19 protein-coding genes are annotated in these 20,185 nt (G+C 73.1%); 6 read left to right on the top strand and 13 right to left on the bottom strand.

Annotated features, from left to right (window positions below):
* The first annotated feature begins 46 nt into the window (after nt 1-46).
* Complete coding sequence (locus tag EOE48_RS16655) at nt 47-388, top strand: hypothetical protein (protein WP_246154528.1); 342 nt, start codon at nt 47-49, stop codon at nt 386-388.
* Between the two features lie 6 nt (nt 389-394).
* Here EOE48_RS16655 and EOE48_RS16650 read toward each other — a convergent pair whose 3' ends face one another.
* The gene (locus EOE48_RS16650) at nt 395-754 is read right to left on the bottom strand and encodes a hypothetical protein (RefSeq protein WP_246154526.1); all 360 of its coding nucleotides are present in this window, start codon (nt 752-754) and stop codon (nt 395-397) included.
* Nucleotides 755-1,081: 327 nt separating this feature from the next.
* On the opposite strand from EOE48_RS16650, the gene EOE48_RS16645 reads away from it, so the two are divergent.
* The 3 genes from EOE48_RS16645 to EOE48_RS16635 all read left to right on the top strand — a co-directional run bounded on the left by EOE48_RS16645 (nt 1,082) and on the right by EOE48_RS16635 (nt 2,714).
* Nucleotides 1,082-1,438, top strand: coding sequence for a phasin family protein (locus EOE48_RS16645; RefSeq protein WP_127731137.1), 357 nt, complete (start codon nt 1,082-1,084; stop codon nt 1,436-1,438).
* Between the two features lie 215 nt (nt 1,439-1,653).
* Nucleotides 1,654-2,397: a phasin family protein gene (locus EOE48_RS16640; RefSeq protein WP_127731135.1), complete on the top strand. Its 744-nt coding sequence runs from the start codon at nt 1,654-1,656 to the stop codon at nt 2,395-2,397.
* A gap of 68 nt (nt 2,398-2,465) precedes the next feature.
* Nucleotides 2,466-2,714 carry a hypothetical protein gene (locus tag EOE48_RS16635; protein WP_127731133.1) on the top strand — a complete coding sequence of 83 codons (249 nt, stop codon included), beginning with the start codon at nt 2,466-2,468 and terminating at the stop codon, nt 2,712-2,714.
* Between the two features lie 154 nt (nt 2,715-2,868).
* Here the strand turns inward: EOE48_RS16635 and EOE48_RS16630 are convergent, their stop codons facing one another.
* Nucleotides 2,869-4,899, bottom strand: a complete 2,031-nt coding sequence (locus EOE48_RS16630; protein WP_127731131.1) for an elongation factor G — start codon at nt 4,897-4,899, stop codon at nt 2,869-2,871.
* Nucleotides 4,900-5,332: 433 nt separating this feature from the next.
* Here EOE48_RS16630 and EOE48_RS16625 point away from each other — a divergent pair, with 433 nt between their 5' ends.
* The gene (locus EOE48_RS16625) at nt 5,333-6,496 is read left to right on the top strand and encodes an acyl-CoA dehydrogenase family protein (protein ID WP_127731129.1); all 1,164 of its coding nucleotides are present in this window, start codon (nt 5,333-5,335) and stop codon (nt 6,494-6,496) included.
* Nucleotides 6,497-6,504: 8 nt separating this feature from the next.
* Nucleotides 6,505-7,353 carry an HTD2 family dehydratase gene (locus EOE48_RS16620; RefSeq protein ID WP_127731127.1) on the top strand — a complete coding sequence of 283 codons (849 nt, stop codon included), beginning with the start codon at nt 6,505-6,507 and terminating at the stop codon, nt 7,351-7,353.
* Between the two features lie 7 nt (nt 7,354-7,360).
* On the opposite strand, the gene EOE48_RS16615 is transcribed toward EOE48_RS16620, so the two are convergent.
* The 11 genes from EOE48_RS16615 to EOE48_RS16565 all read right to left on the bottom strand — a co-directional run bounded on the left by EOE48_RS16615 (nt 7,361) and on the right by EOE48_RS16565 (nt 20,023).
* Nucleotides 7,361-8,236: an aldo/keto reductase family oxidoreductase gene (locus EOE48_RS16615; RefSeq protein ID WP_127731125.1), complete on the bottom strand. Its 876-nt coding sequence runs from the start codon at nt 8,234-8,236 to the stop codon at nt 7,361-7,363.
* 31 nt (nt 8,237-8,267) lie between these two features.
* Nucleotides 8,268-9,272 carry an alpha/beta fold hydrolase gene (locus EOE48_RS16610; protein WP_127731123.1) on the bottom strand — a complete coding sequence of 335 codons (1,005 nt, stop codon included), beginning with the start codon at nt 9,270-9,272 and terminating at the stop codon, nt 8,268-8,270.
* A 53-nt stretch (nt 9,273-9,325) separates the two neighbouring features.
* The gene (locus EOE48_RS16605) at nt 9,326-10,414 is read right to left on the bottom strand and encodes an FUSC family protein (RefSeq protein ID WP_127731121.1); all 1,089 of its coding nucleotides are present in this window, start codon (nt 10,412-10,414) and stop codon (nt 9,326-9,328) included.
* Between the two features lie 12 nt (nt 10,415-10,426).
* On the bottom strand, nt 10,427-11,386 hold the full coding sequence (locus tag EOE48_RS16600; RefSeq protein ID WP_187371445.1) for an HlyD family secretion protein: 960 nt from the start codon (nt 11,384-11,386) through the stop codon (nt 10,427-10,429).
* A gap of 79 nt (nt 11,387-11,465) precedes the next feature.
* Nucleotides 11,466-12,452: a DUF808 domain-containing protein gene (locus tag EOE48_RS16595; RefSeq protein WP_127731117.1), complete on the bottom strand. Its 987-nt coding sequence runs from the start codon at nt 12,450-12,452 to the stop codon at nt 11,466-11,468.
* Nucleotides 12,453-12,628: 176 nt separating this feature from the next.
* A complete protein-coding gene (locus EOE48_RS16590) occupies nt 12,629-13,342 on the bottom strand; it encodes an SDR family NAD(P)-dependent oxidoreductase (protein ID WP_127731115.1) in 714 nt (237 codons plus the stop codon).
* Nucleotides 13,343-13,370: 28 nt separating this feature from the next.
* The gene (locus tag EOE48_RS16585; protein WP_127731113.1) at nt 13,371-14,450 is read right to left on the bottom strand and encodes an adenylate/guanylate cyclase domain-containing protein; all 1,080 of its coding nucleotides are present in this window, start codon (nt 14,448-14,450) and stop codon (nt 13,371-13,373) included.
* A complete protein-coding gene (locus tag EOE48_RS16580) occupies nt 14,447-14,824 on the bottom strand; it encodes a response regulator (protein WP_127731111.1) in 378 nt (125 codons plus the stop codon). The genes EOE48_RS16585 and EOE48_RS16580 overlap by 4 nt, the downstream gene beginning before the upstream one ends.
* A gap of 13 nt (nt 14,825-14,837) precedes the next feature.
* On the bottom strand, nt 14,838-16,751 hold the full coding sequence (locus EOE48_RS16575; RefSeq protein WP_127731109.1) for a sensor histidine kinase: 1,914 nt from the start codon (nt 16,749-16,751) through the stop codon (nt 14,838-14,840).
* A 26-nt stretch (nt 16,752-16,777) separates the two neighbouring features.
* Nucleotides 16,778-18,091, bottom strand: coding sequence for an extracellular solute-binding protein (locus EOE48_RS16570; RefSeq protein ID WP_127731107.1), 1,314 nt, complete (start codon nt 18,089-18,091; stop codon nt 16,778-16,780).
* 726 nt (nt 18,092-18,817) lie between these two features.
* A complete protein-coding gene (locus EOE48_RS16565; RefSeq protein WP_127731105.1) occupies nt 18,818-20,023 on the bottom strand; it encodes a DUF2336 domain-containing protein in 1,206 nt (401 codons plus the stop codon).
* Between the last annotated feature and the right edge of the window lie 162 nt (nt 20,024-20,185).

Raw genomic sequence — 20,185 nt, 5'->3', positions numbered from 1 at the left:
GGAAGGATTCGGCGTGATGCGATGCCAGCTCCCTGACTTCGAAACCGTGTTCCGGATCCCCGCCGACCATACGTTACGCCTCGACGGCACGTGCAGCCGCGGCGGCCGCATCTACGGCATGGCGTGGTCGCACAGCGAGTACGATCCCGCCGGCCGCCTCGTCGCCCGCTACGAGAGCTACGACGAGATCGGCGCCGACCGGGACGAACCGCGCTGCGGCTGGCGCCGCTACGACCCCGCCGGGCACCTCACCCACGCCCACGAGATCGACCGGCGCTGGTCGGCCCTGGTCGAGCAGGCCGCTCCCGGCCGCGCCGCCGAGACCTTCCTCCAGAATCCCGACCACCAAGCCCCCGGCACCGCCCGCCGCCAGGCCGCCTTCGCCTGACGGCGTTCAGCGGGCCGGCTTCTTCGCCGCATCGGCCGCCGGGATGCTGCCGGTCGTCTGAGCCGCCTTCTCACGGGCCGCGTCGAGGCGCTTGGTCAGCGCCGCGAGGTCCCGTTGCGTGCCGGCGAGCTGCACCTTGGCCTTCTCGCGGGCGGCATTGACACCGGCGAGGTCGTCCTTGGCCTCCGCGATCCTGGCCTGACGCTCGCGCAGTTCCGCCTCGGTCTGCTGGAACTGCTTCTGCCGCGCCGCCAGGGCGTCACGCTCGCCCTCGACCTCGGCGATGCGGGTCTCGAGCGCGTGCTGGCCGGAGGCGGTGACGGCGAAGGCGCCCCAGCCGAACACCGCGACACCGCCGAGGGCCATGGCCACCAATCCGGCCGGAGAGGGTCTGAACCGCAGGTGCGCCATCGGGGTCTCTCGTCAACAGCGAGGGTCGGGCCGGCTGGCCCGCAACCATCCCCACAAACACGGGGACAAGCCGCACCCTGACGAATCTTCGTTAACGTCGGATTGCACGTCGGCGCCCGGCACCGAGGGAGCCGCCGCCGCGGAAACCGGCCGCAGCCGCCCACCTTGCGTTTTCCCGCCCGCGGGTCAAGACTTGCATTGCGTCGCAATATCGCCATGCTGCAGCGCACAACAGCGCCTGCCGCGGCCCGCACCGACGCGAGGAAGCGCAAGGGAACGATCATGAGCACCAATTCGGGCCCAGAGGCCGCCAACGACACCCGCGAATCGGCCGAGAAGGGCATCGAGACCGCCCGCGCGGCGTTCAGCAACCTTCTCAGCACCGCCCGCAAGGTCGCCGAGGCGGTGCAGACCTCGACCAACACCTCGCAATCGACCGCCGGCACCGCGGTCAACCGCGGCTTCGACTACGCCGAGCAGCACATCGCCGCGACCCTCGACCTCGCCCACAAGATGGTGCACGCGAAGGACGCCAAGGAGGCGATCGGCCTTCAGGGCGAGTACATGCGCAGTCAGATCGAGACTCTCCAGGCTCAGGCGAAGGAACTCGCCAGTCTGAAGCCGGCTCCGAAGGGCTGAACCGGACCGCGGGCGCCGGTCGTCGACACCGATCCTGCCGTTTTCTTAACGGAATAGGCTGTCGATAGCCGGTGCCTGCGTGGTTATTTAACACTTCCGAAGTCGATCGCGACGATCATGCAGCCGCGTTCGCCTTATGAACCGGGCCCCGATCGGGGCACGCGAACGGGTTTCGCGACCTGGAGGCGTTCCGACAGCAAGAGAGGGCGACTGCCATGACCAACCGTCACACCGGACCCAACAGCCGCCGCGGCACCCCGCCGCGCAGGAAGCAGACCCCGCGCATGCCGGTCGTCGGCGCCGAACGGCCCGCCGCGACGGCCGCCGCCGCGGTGCCCGACACCCAGATCGTCGGAGAGGCCGAGCCGCTGCTCAAGGAGACCGTGACGGACGTCGAAGCGGTCGCGGAGGCGGCGCCCGAGCCGGTCGCGCGCGCGGCCGAAGCCGCCGGCGACGGCGTCGGCGACGCTGCGGCCGAAGCCACCGCCGAGGCGCCGGCGGCCGAGGAGCCCGCGGCCGTCGCGCAGGACGAGCCCGCGGCGGAACCGCTCGCGGAGACCCCGGCCGAGGCCGAGGCGGCACCCGTCGCCGCAGCCGGGCCGACCGAGCCCGTCGTGGAATCGCCCCCCGCCCGGAAGCCGGCTCCCGTGGTCGCGGCGCCGGTCGTCGAGCGTCCGGACCCCGGTCAGGACGAGCCGGCGCAGGAACTGCCCCGCGCCGCGATGCAGGGCGTGTTCGCGGTCAACGCCCGTTTTGCGGAGTTCGTCCGCGGCGAGACCCTGGCCGCCCTCGCCTACTGGCGGGCGCTGCTCGAGGTCCGCTCGCCGTCCGACCTCCTCGAATGCCACCTGTCGGAGGTCAACCGCTCCGTCGAGGCGGCGATCGCGTGCTGGAGCGACATCGGCCGCTCGGCCGGATGGGTGCTCGCCCCGCGCGGGCCCACCCGGGCCGCGGCCTGACCCTCCGTCGGCGGGTCCTTCATCAATCCGGGGGCGCCCAGGCGCCTCCCCTCGCTCCGGAGAAGCGCATGTTCGGTCCCTGGTACTCCGCCACCATGCTGGCCCTCGAATCCCAGACCGTGATCGGGATGCGGCTCGCCAAGATCGCGTCGGGCAGCGAGGCCGGCCGGGCCGAGGCCCAGCGCATGGTCAGCGAGAAGGTCGACGCGGCCATCGAGGCCGCCGACATGCTCCTCGCCGGCGGCTCGCCCGATGCCGTGATCGCCCGCTACCGCGAGCATGTCCGGGCGAACGCCGAGCGCCTGTCGGCCTTGTGATACCAACGGTCGTTGAAAACGACCTTTGGTTCCTTTCTCGAATTTTCGCCAGGCCTTTGGCTTGGCGTCGAAAGTTCGAGATGGATCAATGGCCCGATGCGTCAGCATCTCGGGCCATTGGTATGGGCACGCGCGCGACGGACTGAACGCCCCCTCACCCCGCCCGCCGGACCGCCTGTCCGGCGATCGCCGCCTCGGCCGCGCGGCCGCCGACCTCCGCGAGGTGGTCGAACCGGGCGGTGAAGCGCCCGCCGCCCGCCGTGGCCGAGCGCAGCTCGACGATCAGGTCGGCCATCTCGGCCTCCGGGATCAGCGCGTCGAGCTGCTCCCAGTCGGACCAGTCCGGGCAGGCGCCGAAGCCGAGGATCTGGCCGCGCCGGCCGGTGACCAGCCCGGTCGCCCGCGCGGTGGTGCCGGCCGGGGCCCGGATCGTCACCGCCAGCACCGGCTCCAGCAGCACCGGCCCGGCCTTGGCCAGCGCCTCCTCCAGGGCGAGGCGGGTCGCGGTCTGGAAGGCGGCGTCCGACGAGTCGATCGCGTGCGCCGCCCCGTCGCGCAACGTCACCGCGAGGTCGACCACCGGGAAGCCGAGGGGTCCCCGCGCGGTGCAGGCCCGGGCACCGGCCTCGACGGAGGCGATGTAGTGGCGTGGCACGGCGCCGCCGACCACCGCGTCCTCGAAGACGAAGCCGCCGCCCCGCGCGAGCGGCCGCACCGATAGGGCGACGTCGGCGAACTGGCCGTGGCCGCCGGTCTGCTTCTTGTGGCGGGCGCGCGCCGCGGCCTCGCCCCGGATGGTCTCGCGGTAGGCGACCCGCGGCCGCTCGGTGGCGACGCCGAGGCCGAAGCGCGAGGCCAGCCGTTCGACCGCGACCCGCAGGTGCATCTCGCCCTGGCCCGACAGGCGCAGCTCGCCGAGTTCCGGCACCGTTTCCAGCGCCAGCGACGGATCCTCCTCCACCACCTTGGCGAGCGCGGCGGTGAGGCGCACGTCGTCCTTGCGTTCGCGCACCCGCACAGCCACGGCGTGGACCGGGGCCGGCGGGTCGAGGGCGACCAGGGACGGCGGCAGCGCCGGCCCGGTGGCGAGCGTCTCGCCGGTGGCGATCCCGTCGAGCCGGGCGAGCCCGGCGACGTCGCCCGCCGCCGCCTCGTGGACGCGGGCCGGCACGCCGCCGGCGAAGCCGGTGAGACCGGCGATACGCCCGCTCTTGCCGCCCGAACCGGTGACCGTCTCGCCCTCGTGGAGCGTCCCGCGCAGCACGCGGGCGACCGACAGCTTGCCGCCGAATCCGGTATGCTGCGTGCGCATCACCCCGGCGAGGGCCGGACCCTCCGCCGCCACGCCGAGCCGGGCCCGGGTGGCGTCGAGGCCGGGCGCCTCGTGGCGCAGGGCCTTGAGCAGACGGGTGACGCCGTTGCCGTGCTCGGCCGACCCGAACAGCACCGACACCGCGTGCCCCGCGCGCAGGTCTCGCGCGAGGTCGGCGAAGACCCGGTCGCGGTCCGGCTCGACCTCGGTGATGAGGTCCTCCATCAGCGCGTCATCGTGGTCGGCGAGGCGCTCCAGCATCGTGAACCGCGACGCCTTCTCGTGCGGCCGCTCGCCGTCGGGCAGCGCCACGACCTCGCTCGGCGCGTTCTCGCGGTAGACGAAGGCGCGCTCGAGCGCGAGGTCGACGAAGCCGAACGCCGCCTCGTCGCGGATCAGCGGGATCTGGCGCAGCAGCAGCGGCACCGCGGAAGCCGGCTGGAGCAGCGCCAGGGCGTCGCGCAGCGAGCCGGCGGCGGCGTCGGCCTTGTTGACGAACAGCAGCCGCGGCAGGCCGATCGCCTCCAGCTCGCGCAGCACCAGTTGCAGCGCCGGCAGCTTGCGGGCGTCGGCCTCGCACACCACCACCGCGGCGTCGCAGAACGGCAGCACCGCCCGCAGGTCGTGGGCGAACTCGACCGATCCGGGACAGTCGACGACGGTGAAGCTCTCGCCGAGGAACTCGACCCGGGCGAAGCACGGCTCCACGCTCATGGCGTGCGCCTTCGCCTCCGCCGAGGCGTCGCCGATGCGGGTGCCGGGACGGCCGGGGCGGTCGATCGCGCCGGTGCGGTGAAGGAGGGCGTCGAGGAGCGCCGTCTTGCCGCTCTGGAACGGACCGACGAGCGCGATGCACCGGGGTTGCGCAACCATGCGACGCCTCCTCCGACGGCCGGTGCCTTGTGAACCGGCACTTCGCCGGGAAGTTAAGCACCGACGCGACGGGGCGTCCAGATGGGGGCACGAGACCCGTAGGGCAATCGGGTGCAACCCCATTGTCGAACCGGCGGGCGCGAGGAGCGCCCCGCGCAGCGGGTCCGGGAGGACGAACGTCCTCTCGGACACCGAGCGGAGCGAAAGCCAAAGTCACGGCGACACGTCGTGTCGCGCGTGACGGCCGGCGCTTGAGGCCAAGCAACAAACCCAGGGCAATCGGGTTCACCCGATTGCCCTGAACGAGACCTGTCCGATATGCCGGCCCCGCCGCGGAGGTATTGGACAGGGCGGGTCGCGACCGGCATGGTCGCGGCCAGAACGAGCCGGCGGCACGGCCGCCCGGCCCACCCCTCGGGAGGTTTTCCGCGCCATGACTCAGACGGCTCACGACGGCTATCCGGAGATCCGCGAGGCGGTCGCCAAGCTCTGCGCCCGCTTTCCCGGCGAGTACTGGCGCGCCCTCGACCGCGAGATGGCCTACCCGACCGAGTTCGTCGCCGCGCTGACCGAGGCCGGCTATCTCTCGGTGCTGATCCCGGAGGAGTATGGCGGCTCGGGCCTGCCGCTCTCGGCCGCCGCGGCGGTGCTGGAGGAGGTGCAGCGCGCCGGCTGCAACGGCGGCGCCTGTCACGCCCAGATGTACACGATGGGCACGGTGCTGCGGCACGGCTCGCCCGAGCAGAAGAGCCGATACCTGCCGGCGATCGCCGAGGGCCGGCTGCGGCTCCAGGCCTTCGGCGTCACCGAGCCGACCAGCGGCACCGACACCTCGGCGCTCAAGACAACGGCGCGCCGCGACGGCGACCACTACGTCGTCAACGGCCAGAAGATCTGGACCTCGCGGGCCGAGCATTCCGACCTGATGCTGCTGCTCGCCCGGACCACGCCGCTGACCGACGGGATGAAGCGCACCGACGGGCTGTCGGTGCTGCTCGTGGACATGCGCGAGGCCCTGGGCCGCGGCCTCACCATCCGGCCGATCCGCACGATGATGAACCACGCCACGACCGAGGTGTTCTTCGACGACCTGCGGGTGCCGGCCGAAAACCTCGTCGGCGAGGAGGGCCGCGGCTTCCGCTACATCCTGTCGGGCATGAACGCCGAGCGGATCCTGATCGCGGCCGAATGCGTCGGCGACGCCAAGTGGTTCGTCGACAAGGCGACCGGCTACGCCCGCGACCGCCGGGTGTTCGGGCGCCCGATCGGCCAGAACCAGGGCGTGCAGTTCCCGATCGCCAGGGCCTACGCCAACATGCGCGCCGCCGAGCTGATGGTGCGCGAAGCCCTGCGGCTCTACGAGGGCGGCGCCAATCCCGGGCCGGAGGCCAACATGGCCAAGATGCTCGCCGCCGACGCCTCGTTCGAGGCCGCCAATGCCTGCATCCAGACCCATGGCGGCTTCGGCTTCGCCGAGGAATACGACGTCGAGCGCAAGTTCCGCGAGACCCGGCTGTATCAGGTGGCGCCGATCTCGACCAACCTGATCCTGTCCTACCTCGCCGAGCACGTCCTCGGCCTGCCGCGCTCGTATTGAGGCCCGGCATGAGCGCCGTCGACATCGATCACCTGCGCGGGTGGATCGGCCGCTCCCGGACGGTCGAGGACCTCGTGACGCCCCGCCTCGTCGCCGAGTACCGGGCGACCCTGGCGCCCCACCTCGCCCCGGTGCCCGACGGCGAGGCGCCGCTCGCCCTGCACTGGTGCCTCGCCCCCGAGACGCCCGCGGCCGACAGCCTCGGGCCGGACGGCCACGCCGCCAAGGGCGGGTTCCTGCCCCCGGTGCCTCTGCCCCGGCGGATGTGGGCCGGCGGCGAGATCGAGCTTCTGGCGCCGCTCCGGGTCGGCGATCCCGTGACCCGGCACGAGACCGTCGCCGACGTGGCGGTGAAGGAGGGGCGGACCGGCACCCTGTGCTTCGTCACCGTGCGGCACGAGTACGCAACGCCGCGCGGCGTCGCGATCCGTGAGCGCCAGGACATCGTCTACCGAGAGGCGAGCCGCCCCGGCGACGCCCCGGGGGCGGCCGGCGCGCCGCCTCCGGAGCCCGACGCGCCGGGCTGGGCGGTGCCGGCGACGCCGGTGCTGCTGTTCCGCTACTCGGCGATGACCTTCAACGGCCACCGCTTCCACTACGACCAGCCCTACGCCACCGAGGTCGAGGGCTATGCCGGGCTGGTGGTGCACGGCCCGATGCAGGCGAGCCTGCTCCTCAACCTCGCGGCGACCCGCCTCGGCCGGGTCCCGGCGCGGTTCCGCTACCGTGGCGTCGCGCCGATGATCGCCGGCGGCACCTTCGCGGTCGCGGGCCGCCGCGACGGCGCCGGCTTCAAGGGCTGGACCACCGACGCGGACGGCCGGATGTGCATGGAGGCGAGCGCGGAGGCGGGTTGAGTTTCCGTCAGCCCTGTCCGCCCGCGATCCCGTCGAGCTGCGCCATCGCGTCGTCGGGCAGCACCAGTTCGGCCGCGGCCAGATTCTCGCTCAGATGCGCCACCGACGAGGTGCCGGGGATCAGCAGGATGTTGGGCGAGCGGCGCAGCAGCCAGGCCAGGGCGACCTGCATCGGCGTGGCGCCCAGCCGCTGCGCGACCCCGGACAGGACCGTCGATTGCAGCGGGCTGAAGCCGCCGAGCGGGAAGAACGGCACGTAGGCGGTGCCGGCGGCGGCGAGTTCGTCGATGAGCGCGTCGTCGGCCCGGCGGGCGAGGTTGTAGGCGTTCTGCACGCAGACGATGTCGGCGATCCCGCGGCCCTCGGCGACCTGCCGGGAGGTGACGTTGCTCAGCCCGATCCGGCGCACCAGCCCCTGGCGCTGGAGGTCGGCGAGGATACCGAGTGGCTCGGCGATCGAGCCCTCGGCCGGGCCGTGCACGTCGAGCATGATGCGCAGGTTGACGACGTCGAGCGCCTCGACGCCGAGGTTGCGCAGGTTGTCGTGGACCGCGCGGGTCAGGTCCTCGGCCGAGAAGGCCGGGTTCCACGAGGCATCGGCCCCGCGCACCGCCCCGATCTTGGTGACGATCACGAGATCGTCCGGGTAGGGATGGAGCGCCTCGCGGATGATCTGATTGGTGACGTGCGGTCCGTAGAAGTCGCTGGTGTCGATGTGGTCGACGCCGGCGGCGACCGCCTCGCGCAGCACCGCCACCGCGGCCTCCCGGTCCTTCGGCGGGCCGAACACGCCGGGTCCGGCGAGCTGCATCGCGCCGTAGCCGAGGCGCGTCACCGGGCGGTCGCCGAGGGCATAGGTTCCAGCCTTGGTGATGGTGGTCATGGTGTGTCTCCGTTGGGGTTTGGATGAGGCCTCACGGCGCCGCGATCCCGTCGAGCAGCGCCCGGTGGAACGCCGCCGGGTCCTGCATCTGCGGCGCGTGGCCGAGGTCGGGAAACTCCACCAGCCGGGCGCCGGGGATCGCCGCCGCGGCGGCGCGGCCGAGTTCGGGGTAGTGGCCGAGGCGGCCACGAACCTCCGGCGGCGCCAGATCCTTGCCGATGGCGGTGACGTCCTTCTGGCCGATCAGCAGCAGGGTCGGCACCGCGATGTCGGGGAAGCGGTCGACCACCGGCTGGGTCACGATCATGTCGTAGAGCAGCGCCGAGTTCCAGGCCACCGCCTCCCGGCCCGGCCCGCGGAAGAGCCCGGCCAGCATCTGCACCCAGGGCTCGTAGCGCTCCTCCCACTGCCCGGCATAGTAGGTCGCCTGCTCGTAGGCACGGATCGAGGCGGCGGTGGTCTTCAGTTCGCGGGCGTACCATTGCTCGATCGGGATCGGCGGCAGGCCCTTGCGGCTCCAGTCCTCGAGCCCGATCGGGTTGACCATCACCAGCCGGCCAGTCTCGCGCGGGTAGAGCAGCGCGTAATGGGCGGCCAGCATCCCGCCGGTGGAGTGCCCGATGACGACCGGCCGCTCGATCCCGAGATGCGCCAGCAGGTCGTGGGTGTTCTGCGCCAATTGGCGGAAGCTGAACTGGTAGGCGGCGGGCTTGGTCGAGGTGCAGAAGCCGATCTGGTCGGGGGCGACCACCCGGTAGCCGGCGCCGGTCAGCGCCCGGATCGTCCCCTCCCAGGTGGCGGCGCAGAAGTTCTTGCCGTGCAGCAGCACCGCCGTGCGGCCGTTGGGCCGCTCCGGCGGCACGTCGAGATAGCCCATCTGCACCGGCTGGCGCTGCGAGGTGACGGCGTGGCGCGCGACCGGGAACGGCTGCGGGAAACCATCCAGCTCGGGGCCGTAGGCCAGGCCGGGATCGGGCTCGGCCCGGGCGGCGGCAGCGACGATGAGGAGGGCGGCGGCGAGGAGCGTGCGGAGCATGGGCGTCCCGTGCGGGCGGCGAGGCCCGGGACCTCGGGCGCGGGACGGGAGAGTCAACCGGCGGTTGTCTCGTCGGCCGCGGGCCCGAGCACCCGGTCGATCGCCCAGCGCACCGGGGGCAGCAGCAGGATCTCGCCGACCGCCACGACCAGGATGCCGCCGGCGATGCCGACGAGCCGGTCGATCGCCGGCAGGATGTCGTCCGAGGGGGCGAAGCCCTGCACCATCGCCAGCACGGTCGCGATCGCCGCCTGATGCCCGGCATAGGCGGAATCCTTGCCGCCGTGCTTGACGTGGGCGGTGACGAACAGGCCGGCGAGCATCAGGCCGAGCCAGGGCAGCATCGCGTCGCCGCAGGCCGCCATGGCGAGCAGGCCGTAGGCGCCGCCGACGAAGCAGCCGCCGATGCGGTTGAGCGCGCTGAGCCACGGCTCGCCGCGCATCGCCGCGAGGATCAGGAAGGCCGAGATCGGGGTCTGGCCGAAGCCCGGAAGCTGGAACCCCTTCCAGATCAGGACGATGAGGATGCCCGAGATCCCGGCGGTGAGCGCCACCGCCAGCAACCCGCGGTCGACGGGCCGGGCGAACAGGCCGGGCTTGGGCGGCAGGGAGGCGCGCAAGACCCCGCTCGGGCATAGGGCGTAGTCGACGAGGAAGCTGACCGCGATGCCGCACAGGATCTCCAGGGCGCGGTAGACCGCGACGCTGAGCGCCTGCTCGGGCGCGTCGAGGGAGCCGAACAGCACCAGCATCGTGGTCAGCCCGCCGAGCAGCATGGCGTAGCCGTGGGTCACCCGGGCCTCGCCGTAGATGCCCAGCGTGACGGCGGCGACGCACAGGGCGCCGAACAGCAGGTGGTCGTCGACGACGCCGACCCCGATGAAGCCGACGACCGCCCCGACCACGGTGCCGGCGGCCCGGTCGATGCTGCGGGCCAGGGTGGCGGCGACGTCCTTCTGGACGATCGCCAGGGCGGTGATGCCGGCCCAGTCCGGCGAATCGAGGTGGAGCGCGAGGGCGGCCAGCACGCTGAGCACCGTCGCGAGCGCGGTGCGGAAGGCGAGCCCCGAGGTCGGCCCGCCAGCGGCGAGGAGGGCGGCCTGGGCCCGCAGGTCGCCGAGGACGCGGTCGGCGAGGCTCATCGCGGCGCGGCCTCAGCGCATCAGGACGACGCGGGCGTCGGCGCCCATGAACAGGCGCGCCGGCCGCTCGTCGAGGCCGATCGTCACCGGCAGCCGGCGGCTGAGCCGGATCCAGTCGGTGGTCGGCTTGACGTAGGGCAGCAACTGCTCGGCGCCGGGGTGGCGGGCGATGCCGCGCCCGACGCTGCGGACATGGCCGCGATAGAGCCGCCCCGGCGTCGCGTCGAGCCAGACCCGGACCGGCATGCCCTCGGTCAGGCCGGCCGCGACGCTCTCGGTGAAGTTGGCGACCACCCGCCAGCGGGTGTCGTCGACGAGGCCGATCAGCGGCGTGCCGACCCGCGCGAAGTCGCCGGGCCGCAGGCTCAGGTTGGTGACGAAGCCCGGCACCGGCGCCGCCAGCGCGGTCCGCGAGAGGTCGTAGCGGGCGACCGCCAGTTCGGCCTCGGCGACGGCCACCTGTGCCTGCGCGGTCGCCGCCTCGCGCAGGTTGACGGCGATTCGTCCCTTCGCCGCCGCCACCGCGTCCTGGGCCGACTTGAGGGTCTCGGTGGCGCGGTCGAGGTCGGCCCGGGAGACCGTCCCGTCGCCGGCGAGTGCGGCGAACCGGTCGTCGTCCACCTGCGCGAGCGCCCGCGCCGCCTCCGCCGCCCGGAGGTCGGCGGTCAGCGCCGCGGCCTCGGCCTGCTTGACCGCCGTGACCGCCTGCGCCTCGGCGACCCGGGCCTGCTTGAGGGCGACCGCGAGATCGAAGGGCCGCGGGTCGATCTCGGCCAGCGGGTCGCCCGCCCTGACCGGCTGGTCGTCGCGGACATACACGGTCCGCACCGGACCCGCGACCTCGGGCGCGACCGCGACGAAGTCCGACTGCACGTAGGCGTCGTCGGTATAGGCCACGACGGCGCCGAGGCCGTAATAGATCAGCAGGACGAGGCCGACGAAGCCGAGAGCGAGGAGCGCGCGCTTGGGCACGGAGGCGATCCCTGAGGCGACGGATTGCCGTCGCTTCTAATCGCGAAGTGGTAACCGACTGCTGATGGCTCCGCGCCGCTCAGGCGCGCTGCGGCTTGAGCCGCGACAGGCCGCGCCAGGCCGGTGCCAGGACGTGGCTGGTGACCGGGATCAGCAGGCCGCCGACGACGAGGCCGACCAGCCCCGAGCCGATCGCGGTGACGATCCACTCGACCGCGCCGCCGAGGGCCGGCACCGCGTGGGCGGCCTTTTCGGCGGCGGCGTGGATGGCATGGCCGAGCTGCGGCAGGCCGTATTCCTCCAGCCCGTGGACCAGGATGCCGCCGCCGACCCAGATCATCGCGGCGGTGCCGACGATCGCCAGCAGCTTGAGGAAGCCCGGCATGCCCTTGACCAGCCCGCGGCCGATCCCGCGCACGAGGCCCCCGAAGGCCGAGGCGGAGCGGTTCTGCGCCAGGGCGACGCCGGCGTCGTCGGCCTTCACGATCAGCGCGACGACGCCGTAGACCGCGACCGTGATGCCGACGGCGACGACCGCCAGGACGACCGCCTTCGTCCACACGCTGCCCTCGGGCAGGGACGCGAGGGTGATCGCCATGATCTCGGCCGAGAGGATGAAGTCGGTCTTGATCGCGCTCGCCACGCGGCGGTCTTCGAGGGCCCGGGCGTCTTCGCCCGGCGCGGCCGCCTCGTCGTCGTGCGCCCCGTGGTGGAACAGCGCCTCGTAGACCTTCTCGGCGCCCTCGTAGCAGAGATAGGCGCCGCCGAGCATCAGCAGCGGGGTGATCGCCCAGGGCGCGAAGGCGCCGAGCGCCAGGGCGCCGGGCAGCAGGAACAGCAGCTTGTTGCGCAGCGACCCGACCGCGATGCGGCCGATGATCGGCAATTCGCGCTCGGCGGCGAAGCCGACGACGTAGCGGGGCGTCACCGCGGCGTCGTCGATGACGACCCCGGCCGCCTTGGCGCCGGCCCGCGCCGCCTGCCCGGCGACGTCGTCGAGGGAGGCCGCCGCCACCTTGGCGAGCGCCGCGACGTCGTCGAGTAGGGCGATCAGTCCGATGCTCACGGATATTCCTCGTCTCTTTCGGTTTCTGATCGATCGCTCGGCGACTGCGTGGCAGTCGCTGTCGCGATGCAGAAACCGGCTTCGCTCAGGCGCCGCGCGGGCTTCGACAGGGTTCTCCGAACACAGCGTTCGGAAAACCCTGTCGGGCGGCCATCCGCGCCAAGCTGTGCCACATCTCAGGCGGGAATGCGCTGGCCGTCCCAGGCGAACACCCCGCCGCTGTCGCCGGGCGCGAGCCCGTCGAGCACCCGCAGGAGGTGGTCGGCGCTCTCCTCGGGCCGGAAGATCCCGGGCGCGTCGGCGTCGGGCCGGAACGGCCGCGACAGGCCGGTGCCGACCGTGCCCGGATGCAGGCCGGCGACGATCGCCTCCGGGCGCGTCCGGGCGACCTCGATCGCGAGGGTGCGCAGGATCTGGTTCAGGGCGGCCTTCGAGGCGCGGTAGGAGTACCAGCCGCCGAGGCGGTTGTCGCCGATCGAGCCGACCCGGGCCGAGAGCGCGGCGAACACCGCCCGGCCGGAGCGCGGCAGCAGCGGCACGAGATGCTTGGCGACGAGGGCCGGGCCGATGGCGTTGACCGCGAACAGTTCGGCCATCGCGGCCGGATCGAGCGCCCGCAGGGCCTTCTCCGGCGCGATCCCGTCGCGGTGGAGCAGCCCGCTCGCCACCACCACGAGGCCGACCGGGCCGGCCCGCGCCACGAGCCCGGCGGCATCGGCGACGGATGCCTCGTCGGTGACGTCGATCCGCCCGGCCTCGGTCCCGTCCGGGCCGGGGGCGCCGGAGCGCGACAGGGCGAAGACCGGGGCGTGATCGCCGCGCGCGACGAGCGCCGCCGCCAGCGCGCGGCCGATCCCGCCGGAGGCGCCGATCACCACTGCGCTGGTCATGTCGGCGCGCGCCGGTCGTTCCGCTCGGTCATGCCTGCGAGATAGGCGCCGCGGGTCCGGCGGCCAGGGCGGGCGCGGCGCGGCAGCGGAACACCGGCACCTCGCCCTTGCCGCGCATCGGCAGCGGGCCCATGGCCTCCAGGTCGCAGCGGCCGGCGAGGTGCCCGGCCGCGTCGGCGCTGAGGCAGACGCAGCCCGGGGCCCCGGCCTTGGCGAGCCGGGCCGCGACGTTGACGGTGTCGCCCCACAGGTCGAAGCTGAGCTTGCTGCGGCCGACCACCCCGGCGACGACCGGGCCGATATGCAGGCCGCAGCGCAGCTCCCACCGGGCCGGCCCGGCGCGGGCGGCCTCGATCAGCGCGAAGGCGCAGGCGAGCCCGGCCATCACCGCGTCCGGATTGGGCAGCAGCAGGTCGCCGGTCGCCATCAGCCCGTCGCCGATGGTCTTGATCTTCTCCAGGCCGTGCCGCTCGGCCGCCACCTCGAACGCCTCGACGAGGTGCTGGAGGTCGGCGACCACCGTCTCGGGCGGGTGGGCGTCGCAATAGGCGGTGAAGTCGGCGACGTCGCAGAACAGCACCATCACGTCGGGATGGCGGCGCGGCTCGACCCGGCCGGTGGTCTCCAGCTCGTCCACCGCCGAATCCGGCAGGATGGCGTGCAGCAGCTCGCGCAGGCGGTCGCGCTGGGCGTCGATCTGGCGCAGATGCGCCTGCTCGGCGTCGCGCAGCGCCTTCTTCTCGAGGCAGGCGGCGACCCGGGCGCGCAGCAGCACCTTGTTGAAGGGCTTCGGCAGGTAGTCCTCGGCCCCGAGCTCGATGCAGCGCACCACCCGCTCGATGTCGCTGACCGCCGAGATCATGATGACCGGGACGTGCCGCAGCACCGGATCGGCCTTCATCGCCACGAGCACGCCGATGCCGTCGAGTTCCGGCATCATCACGTCGAGGAGCACGAGGTCGAACGGCCGCTCGGCCAGCCGCGCCAGCGCCTCGCGGCCGTCGCAGGCCAGCGCGACGTTGCCCCAGCCCTCGCGCTTGAGGCGCTGGGTCAGGGTGAAGCGGTTGTTGTCGTCGTCGTCGACGACGAGGATCGCCGGGTCGCTCACGGGCCGGCCTCCCCGCCGATCAGGCGCCGGATCTTGCCGAGCAGCCGCGGCATGTCCACCGGCTTGAGGTCGTAGTCGTTGCAGCCGGCCTCGAGCGCCTGGGTGCGGTCGCCCGCCATGGCGTGGGCCGAGAGCGCGATGACCGGGATCGCTTGGGTCGCCGGATCGCCCTTCAGCACCCGCGTCGCCTCCCAGCCGTCGAGGATCGGCAGGCCGAGATCCATCAGGATCAGGTCCGGCCGGCATTGGCGCGCAAGCTCGACGCCGGCGGCGCCGTCGCGGGCGACCACGACCTCGAAGCCGTGCTTCTGCAGGCGGCGCTGCAGCATGTAGATGTTGTCGTCGTTGTCCTCGACGTAGAGGATCCGTGCCATCGCTGCCCCACCCTCACGCCGCCGCGGCGGTGACCGGCGCCCGGTCGGGCAGCGTCACGGTGAACACCGAGCCCTTGCCGATCTCGCTCGCCGCGGTGATGTCACCGCCCATCAGGCCCACCAGCCGGCGGCTGATCGCGAGGCCGAGGCCGGTGCCGCCGTACTTGCGGTGCTTGGCGGCCCCGGCCTGATGGAATTCCTGAAACAGCTGCGGCAGCTGGTCGGGCTCGATCCCGATCCCGGTATCGGCCACCGCCAGGACCAGCCGGTCGCCGTGGCGCCGGGCCGTCACCGTCACCTCGCCGTTCTCGGTGAACTTGCAGGCGTTCGACAGCAGGTTGAGCAGGATCTGGCGCAGGCGCATCGGGTCGGTCTGCGCCTGCCCGAGGCCCGGATCGGCGTCGAGCCGGATTCGGTTGCGGCGCCGGTCGGCGAGGGGCTCGGCGGTCTCCACCACCTCGTCGACGAGGGCGCGCAGGTCGAACTCCTCGGGTTGCAGCTCGAGCTTGCCGGCCTCGATCTTGGCGAGGTCGAGCACCTCGTTGATGAGCTGGAGCAGCAGCTTGCCGGCCTTGAGCACGCGCCCCAGCGGCTCCTCCAGATGCGTGTCGCCGTCGCTCTCGGCGTCCTCGACCAGCATCTCGGTGATGCCGATGATCGCGTTGAGCGGCGTGCGCAGCTCGTGGCTCATGCTGGCGAGGAAGTCGGACTTCGCCCGGCTCGCCAGCTCGGCCTGCTCCTTGGCCAGCCGCAGCTCGGCCTCGACCCGCTTCAGCTCGGTGAGGTCGAAATAGGTCAGCATCCGCCCGCCGTCGGGCAGGGCGACGATCTCGTACTGGAGCACGCGCCCGTCGGGCCAGCGCCACTCGGCCGGCGGGCCCGACCCGGCCCGGATCGCGGCGATCCGGGCGTCGACATAGGAGCGCCACTCGCCGTCGCGGACGTTGTAGACGCCGCGCCGGCGCAGGATCTCCAGCAGGTCGGCCATGGCGAGGCCGGGGCGCACCATCGCCTCGGGCACCATCCACAGGTCGCGGAACGCGCGGTTGTGCATCACCACGCCGAGCCCGGCATCGAGGATCAGCACGCCGTAATCGATGGTGTCGAGGACGACCTGACGCTCGCGCAGGTTCTGGTCGGCGACCTCGACCGCGGTGTCGCGGAACACCGTCAGGGCCCGGGCCATGTCGGCGACCTCGTCGGCGCCGGCGGCGGGGGGCAGCGGCACCCGCAGGTTGCCGCCGGCGATGGCCTTCATGCTGCCGCTCAGCGCCATCAGCCGGCGCACGAGATAGCGGTCGACGAAGAACCACGTGAAGGCGAGGAGCAGCAGCACCGCGGCGCCGCCGATCGCCACCCCGGCGATGACCGGGCGGTCGTGGATCGCCCGCTCGCGCTCGACGGCGTTGCGCAATTCGCGGCGCAGCTCGACGGTGGTGCGGGTGAGCGCCGTGCCGAGGTCGCCGAGGGCGCGCTCGGCGGCGATGGCCGGCCCGATCAGGGTGGTGAGGTCGGCGGCGCCGTCGACGGCGAGGCGCTCGGCCTCGGCGTAGCGCGCGCGCGCGCCTGCGAGAGCCTCGGTCAGGCCGGCCATCGCCTGGGGCACCGCCGCCTTCGTGGCGCCGGAGGCGGTGATGAGCGCCACCGACGCATCGAGCCGGTCCCAGGTCTCGCGCTGCGCCGCGCGTTCCTCGGCGCTGGCCGGGGCGGCGGCGACCGCCCGCGAGGGGAGCTGGCGCGCCTGGGCTCGCAGCCGGGCGACCATCTCCTCGGCGACGAAGTCGGCCTCGATCACCGCGTGCGCCGACCCGATGAAGCTCACCGCCGCCTGCAACTCGCGCACGAAGTGGTTCACCGTCATCACCTGGACGATGAGCAGCCCGACCGGGACCGACATCGTCAGCAGCACCTTGTTGCGAATCCGCATCCTGGCTCTCTCCGGCGGCCGCGGCCTCAGACCTTGCCGCGCTCGCGCCAGCCCTCGACGATCGCCGCCGCCTCCCCGTGCGCCCGCTCCGCCGCCTCCTCCGGCGTCTCGCGTCCGGTCGCGACGGCGGAGAACATCCGCGAGACGACGCCCCGGGCGTAGATCTCGGCGATGGCCGGGTTGGTGTAGCCGGGATGGCCGACATTCGTGGTCCAGCCCGGGACCTGCGGCATGACCGCGTAGCGCGCGCCCTGCCCGGCCGCGAGGGCGGCGAGGTCGGGCACGGTGCCGGGATAGCACGGCATGTTCTGGAGGCCGCTGGCGATCAGCGCCTCGCGGGAGCGGCCGGCAAGGTCGGCCAGGAAGCGGCGGGCGCCGTCCTGGTTCTCGGCGAACGTCCAGATCGCGTAGGTGTAGAAGCCGAACGAGCCGAGGCGCGCCGCCGGGCCGGCCGGCATCGCGGACAGGCGCAGGTCTTCGGCGAAGGGCAGGCCCATCGTGTCGGCGGCCCGCAGGATCGACAGGCTGTCGACGGTGAACGAGCCCTCGCCGGTGAGCATGAAGCGGTTGTTGGAGGCCCCGTCCCAGGTCAGCACGTCCGGGATCATCGCCTGCTCGTAGAGCGCCTTGACGTAGGCGAGCGCGTCGAGCGTTTCCCGGGACTTGAGCGCGACGGCGCCCTCGGCGGTCTGCTCGTGGGCGCCGAACGAGTACAGGATCGAGCGCAGGGTCTGTTCGCCGTTGTGCTCGGCGGCGAGGCTGAGGCCGAGGGGGCGCCCGGTCACGAGCTTGATCCGCCGGCCGCCGGTGAGCACGTCGTCCCAGCGGTCGGGCGCCGCCCGGATCCCGTCCCACAGATCCTTGCGGTCGTTGACCAGGGCCGGCTGGAACACCGCCGCGAAGCCGACATGCGAGCGCGTCCGCGGGTTGTAGTGGGCCCGCACCGCGAAGTCGTGCGGCGCACCGTAGCGCCGCCGGCACTCCTCGAACACCTCGCGGTGGTCGACGAGGTGGTCGAGATACATCGCATGCGGGGTCACGAACTGCACGAGGTCGTGGCCGCGCTGCGCCCTGATCTCCTCCAGGGCCTGCCGGGTGATGTCGCCGTAGCCGACGCTGTCGACGATGACGGTGGTGTCGTTGGCCTCGCCCCACTCCTTGGCGAAGACCTCCTTGAACCAGCGGTCGTAGCCGGGGATGAAGTGGCGCCACTGCATGATCCGCAGGGTCCTGGGCTCGGCCCGGGCCGGGCGGGGGCGCAGGGACAGCCCGGCGGCCAGCGCCGCCGACCCGCCCGCCGCGAGCAGCCGCCGCCGCGCGATCGCGTTCCCGCTCCCCATGCGCCCGTTCCCCGCGGAGGCCGGCCTCGATTCCCGCCGGACGGAGGTCCGTCTAGCACAGGCGATCGGGCAGAACGACGGCCTTGGCGACGCGTCCGGGACAGATGGCGGCGGATCCGCAGAAGTCGTCGGGGCAGTTCCGGACGACGCGATGCTCCGCGTCGATTGCAGCCGCGCTGTCGCGGGGATCCGTCACCATGATCGGAGGGCCGAACGGCCGTTGCCCAGCAGTCACGGGACTGGACCGATGGCAGCCGGATCCTGGCTCACGCCGGGCTGTGCTCGGGACAAGACGCGTCTCCCTTCTCCCGGGAGAGGTCATCGTAGTCCCATGTCTCCCGATGATGCGGGTTTCAGACGATCCGATCCGAGAACCGTAACAGTTGCTCACCGGCTTGGCCGTCCCTTGCGGATGAAACGAAGTGGCGGTCGCCTGCACCCGTTGCCCCGGTCGACGGCGGCTCTCGGTGTGGCGCACCTTTCCTCTCCCGAGTGGGAGAGGGGCCGTGGGGATCGAAGATCCCGCGTGAGGGTGGCTAGGGTTCCGCAATAATCCTGAACGGTTGAGCTGCGCTGCTCGACGCTCGGCGCTTAACCCTGAACCATCTCCACCCTCACCCCTACCCCTCTCCCACTCGGGAGAGGGGATCCCGCGCACAACATTTATACTGTGAGATCAATCGGTTGGAGCAATTCTCCCTTTAGAAAGGCACTGAACCGCCCGGCTCACGCCGCCAGCGGCACGGACCGCGGACCCGGGAGGGCGGGAAGCGCCTCCAGAGCCGCGGCCACCGCGGTCTCGCCGGCGAGCGAACGGGCGAGGCCCCGCGCCTCGTCGCGGGTCGCCTCGGACTCGAAGCGGTTGAGGAGCGCCACGAGCGCGTGGCTCTCGGCGAAGGGCATCGTCTCGCAGGCGGTGAGCGCCCGCTCGATCATCCGCCGCGACAGCGCAGGACCGCCGAGGGCGGACAGACCGCGGGATTCCTCGCGCCACGCCGACAGGGCCGCCGCGAAGGCCGGCTGCAGCGTTCCGGGCAGCCCGGCCCGGCGGTAGAGCGCCGGGAAGCCGCCATGGGGGTCGTGCAGGAGGCCGGCGGTGCGCTCCGGCGTCAGCCCGGTCAGGTCCGAGAACGCCGCCTCGGTGAAGGCGATCCGGCGCGTCAGCAGCGCCCGCAGGATCAGGCCGGCGGTGAGCTGGCCGTTGCGGCGCAGGTGCTCGACCAGCCGGCGCAGGTCGCCGCGCTCGGCCCCCTCGGCGAGGCCGAGCGTGGTGCGCTCGCTCGCCTCCCGGGCGACCCGGGCGCCGCGCTCCGGCGAGAGCCAGCCGCAGCCGACGACGAAATCCGACAGCGAGGCGGCGAGCCGTGCCGTCACCGCCTGCCGCACGTCGAGGGGCAGGTCGGCGCGGGCGAGCAGCGCCTCGCGCAGCGACCCGTCGTCGCCGTGGCGGTCGACGAGGCGCAGCAGGCTGCCGCGGGTGATCTCGGCGCCCGGATTGGCGGCGAGGCGCGCGAGCGCCGCCGGCCCGGCGATCTCCGCGAGCGCCCCGCACAGCATCGGCGACAGGTAGGGCCGGTCCGCGATGGCGAGGCGGGCCGCCTCCTCGCCGATCGCCGCGCAGTCGACGAGGTCGGGATCGGTCAGCACCGGCGAGCGCGCCAGCACCAGGGCGGCGATGTCCGGCTGGTCCTGGGCCAGGGCCACCACCAGCGGGCGCGGCGCCTCGGCGGCGTTGGCGCAGGCCTCGGCCAGCGCCCGGCGCACCACCGGCGAGGGGTCGTCGAGGAGCGCCATCAGGGCGGTGCGGGCCTCGCGGCGGCCCTCCCCGGCGAGGCCGGCATAGAGGTAGGCCCGCGCCAGGGCGGCCGCCGCCTCGGCCCGGCGGCCGGCGGAATCGTGGCGCGTCCACAGCAGGAACTGGCGAATCGTCATCGGCGGGGCTCCCGGATCTCGGATCAGCGGCGGGCGGCGGGCGGGCGGTAGGCGGCGAGGTCGAGCGGAACGGCGCGGGCGGCGAACTCGGCCGGCCGGGCCGGCGGCAGCGGCGCGCTGGTCATCACGGCGGGAATGGCCGCAGTCGCGGCGGCCGGGGCC

It is taken from the genome of Methylobacterium oryzihabitans, assembly GCF_004004555.2.
In the GTDB taxonomy this organism is placed as follows: Bacteria; Pseudomonadota; Alphaproteobacteria; order Rhizobiales; family Beijerinckiaceae; genus Methylobacterium; species Methylobacterium oryzihabitans.
Note: the sequence above shows the minus strand (reverse complement) of the source record. Positions and strands in the feature narration are given on the sequence as shown.

Coding starts and splice junctions, on each gene's coding strand:
- EOE48_RS16650 (WP_246154526.1), bottom strand. CDS start 754: ATGGCCCTCGGCGGTGTCGCGGTGTTCGGCTGGGGCGCCTTCGCCGTC.
- EOE48_RS16645 (WP_127731137.1), top strand. CDS start 1,082: ATGAGCACCAATTCGGGCCCAGAGGCCGCCAACGACACCCGCGAATCG.
- EOE48_RS16640 (WP_127731135.1), top strand. CDS start 1,654: ATGACCAACCGTCACACCGGACCCAACAGCCGCCGCGGCACCCCGCCG.
- EOE48_RS16635 (WP_127731133.1), top strand. CDS start 2,466: ATGTTCGGTCCCTGGTACTCCGCCACCATGCTGGCCCTCGAATCCCAG.
- EOE48_RS16630 (WP_127731131.1), bottom strand. CDS start 4,899: ATGGTTGCGCAACCCCGGTGCATCGCGCTCGTCGGTCCGTTCCAGAGC.
- EOE48_RS16625 (WP_127731129.1), top strand. CDS start 5,333: ATGACTCAGACGGCTCACGACGGCTATCCGGAGATCCGCGAGGCGGTC.
- EOE48_RS16620 (WP_127731127.1), top strand. CDS start 6,505: ATGAGCGCCGTCGACATCGATCACCTGCGCGGGTGGATCGGCCGCTCC.
- EOE48_RS16615 (WP_127731125.1), bottom strand. CDS start 8,236: ATGACCACCATCACCAAGGCTGGAACCTATGCCCTCGGCGACCGCCCG.
- EOE48_RS16610 (WP_127731123.1), bottom strand. CDS start 9,272: ATGCTCCGCACGCTCCTCGCCGCCGCCCTCCTCATCGTCGCTGCCGCC.
- EOE48_RS16605 (WP_127731121.1), bottom strand. CDS start 10,414: ATGAGCCTCGCCGACCGCGTCCTCGGCGACCTGCGGGCCCAGGCCGCC.
- EOE48_RS16590 (WP_127731115.1), bottom strand. CDS start 13,342: ATGACCAGCGCAGTGGTGATCGGCGCCTCCGGCGGGATCGGCCGCGCG.
- EOE48_RS16580 (WP_127731111.1), bottom strand. CDS start 14,824: ATGGCACGGATCCTCTACGTCGAGGACAACGACGACAACATCTACATG.
- EOE48_RS16575 (WP_127731109.1), bottom strand. CDS start 16,751: ATGCGGATTCGCAACAAGGTGCTGCTGACGATGTCGGTCCCGGTCGGG.
- EOE48_RS16570 (WP_127731107.1), bottom strand. CDS start 18,091: ATGGGGAGCGGGAACGCGATCGCGCGGCGGCGGCTGCTCGCGGCGGGC.
- EOE48_RS16565 (WP_127731105.1), bottom strand. CDS start 20,023: ATGACGATTCGCCAGTTCCTGCTGTGGACGCGCCACGATTCCGCCGGC.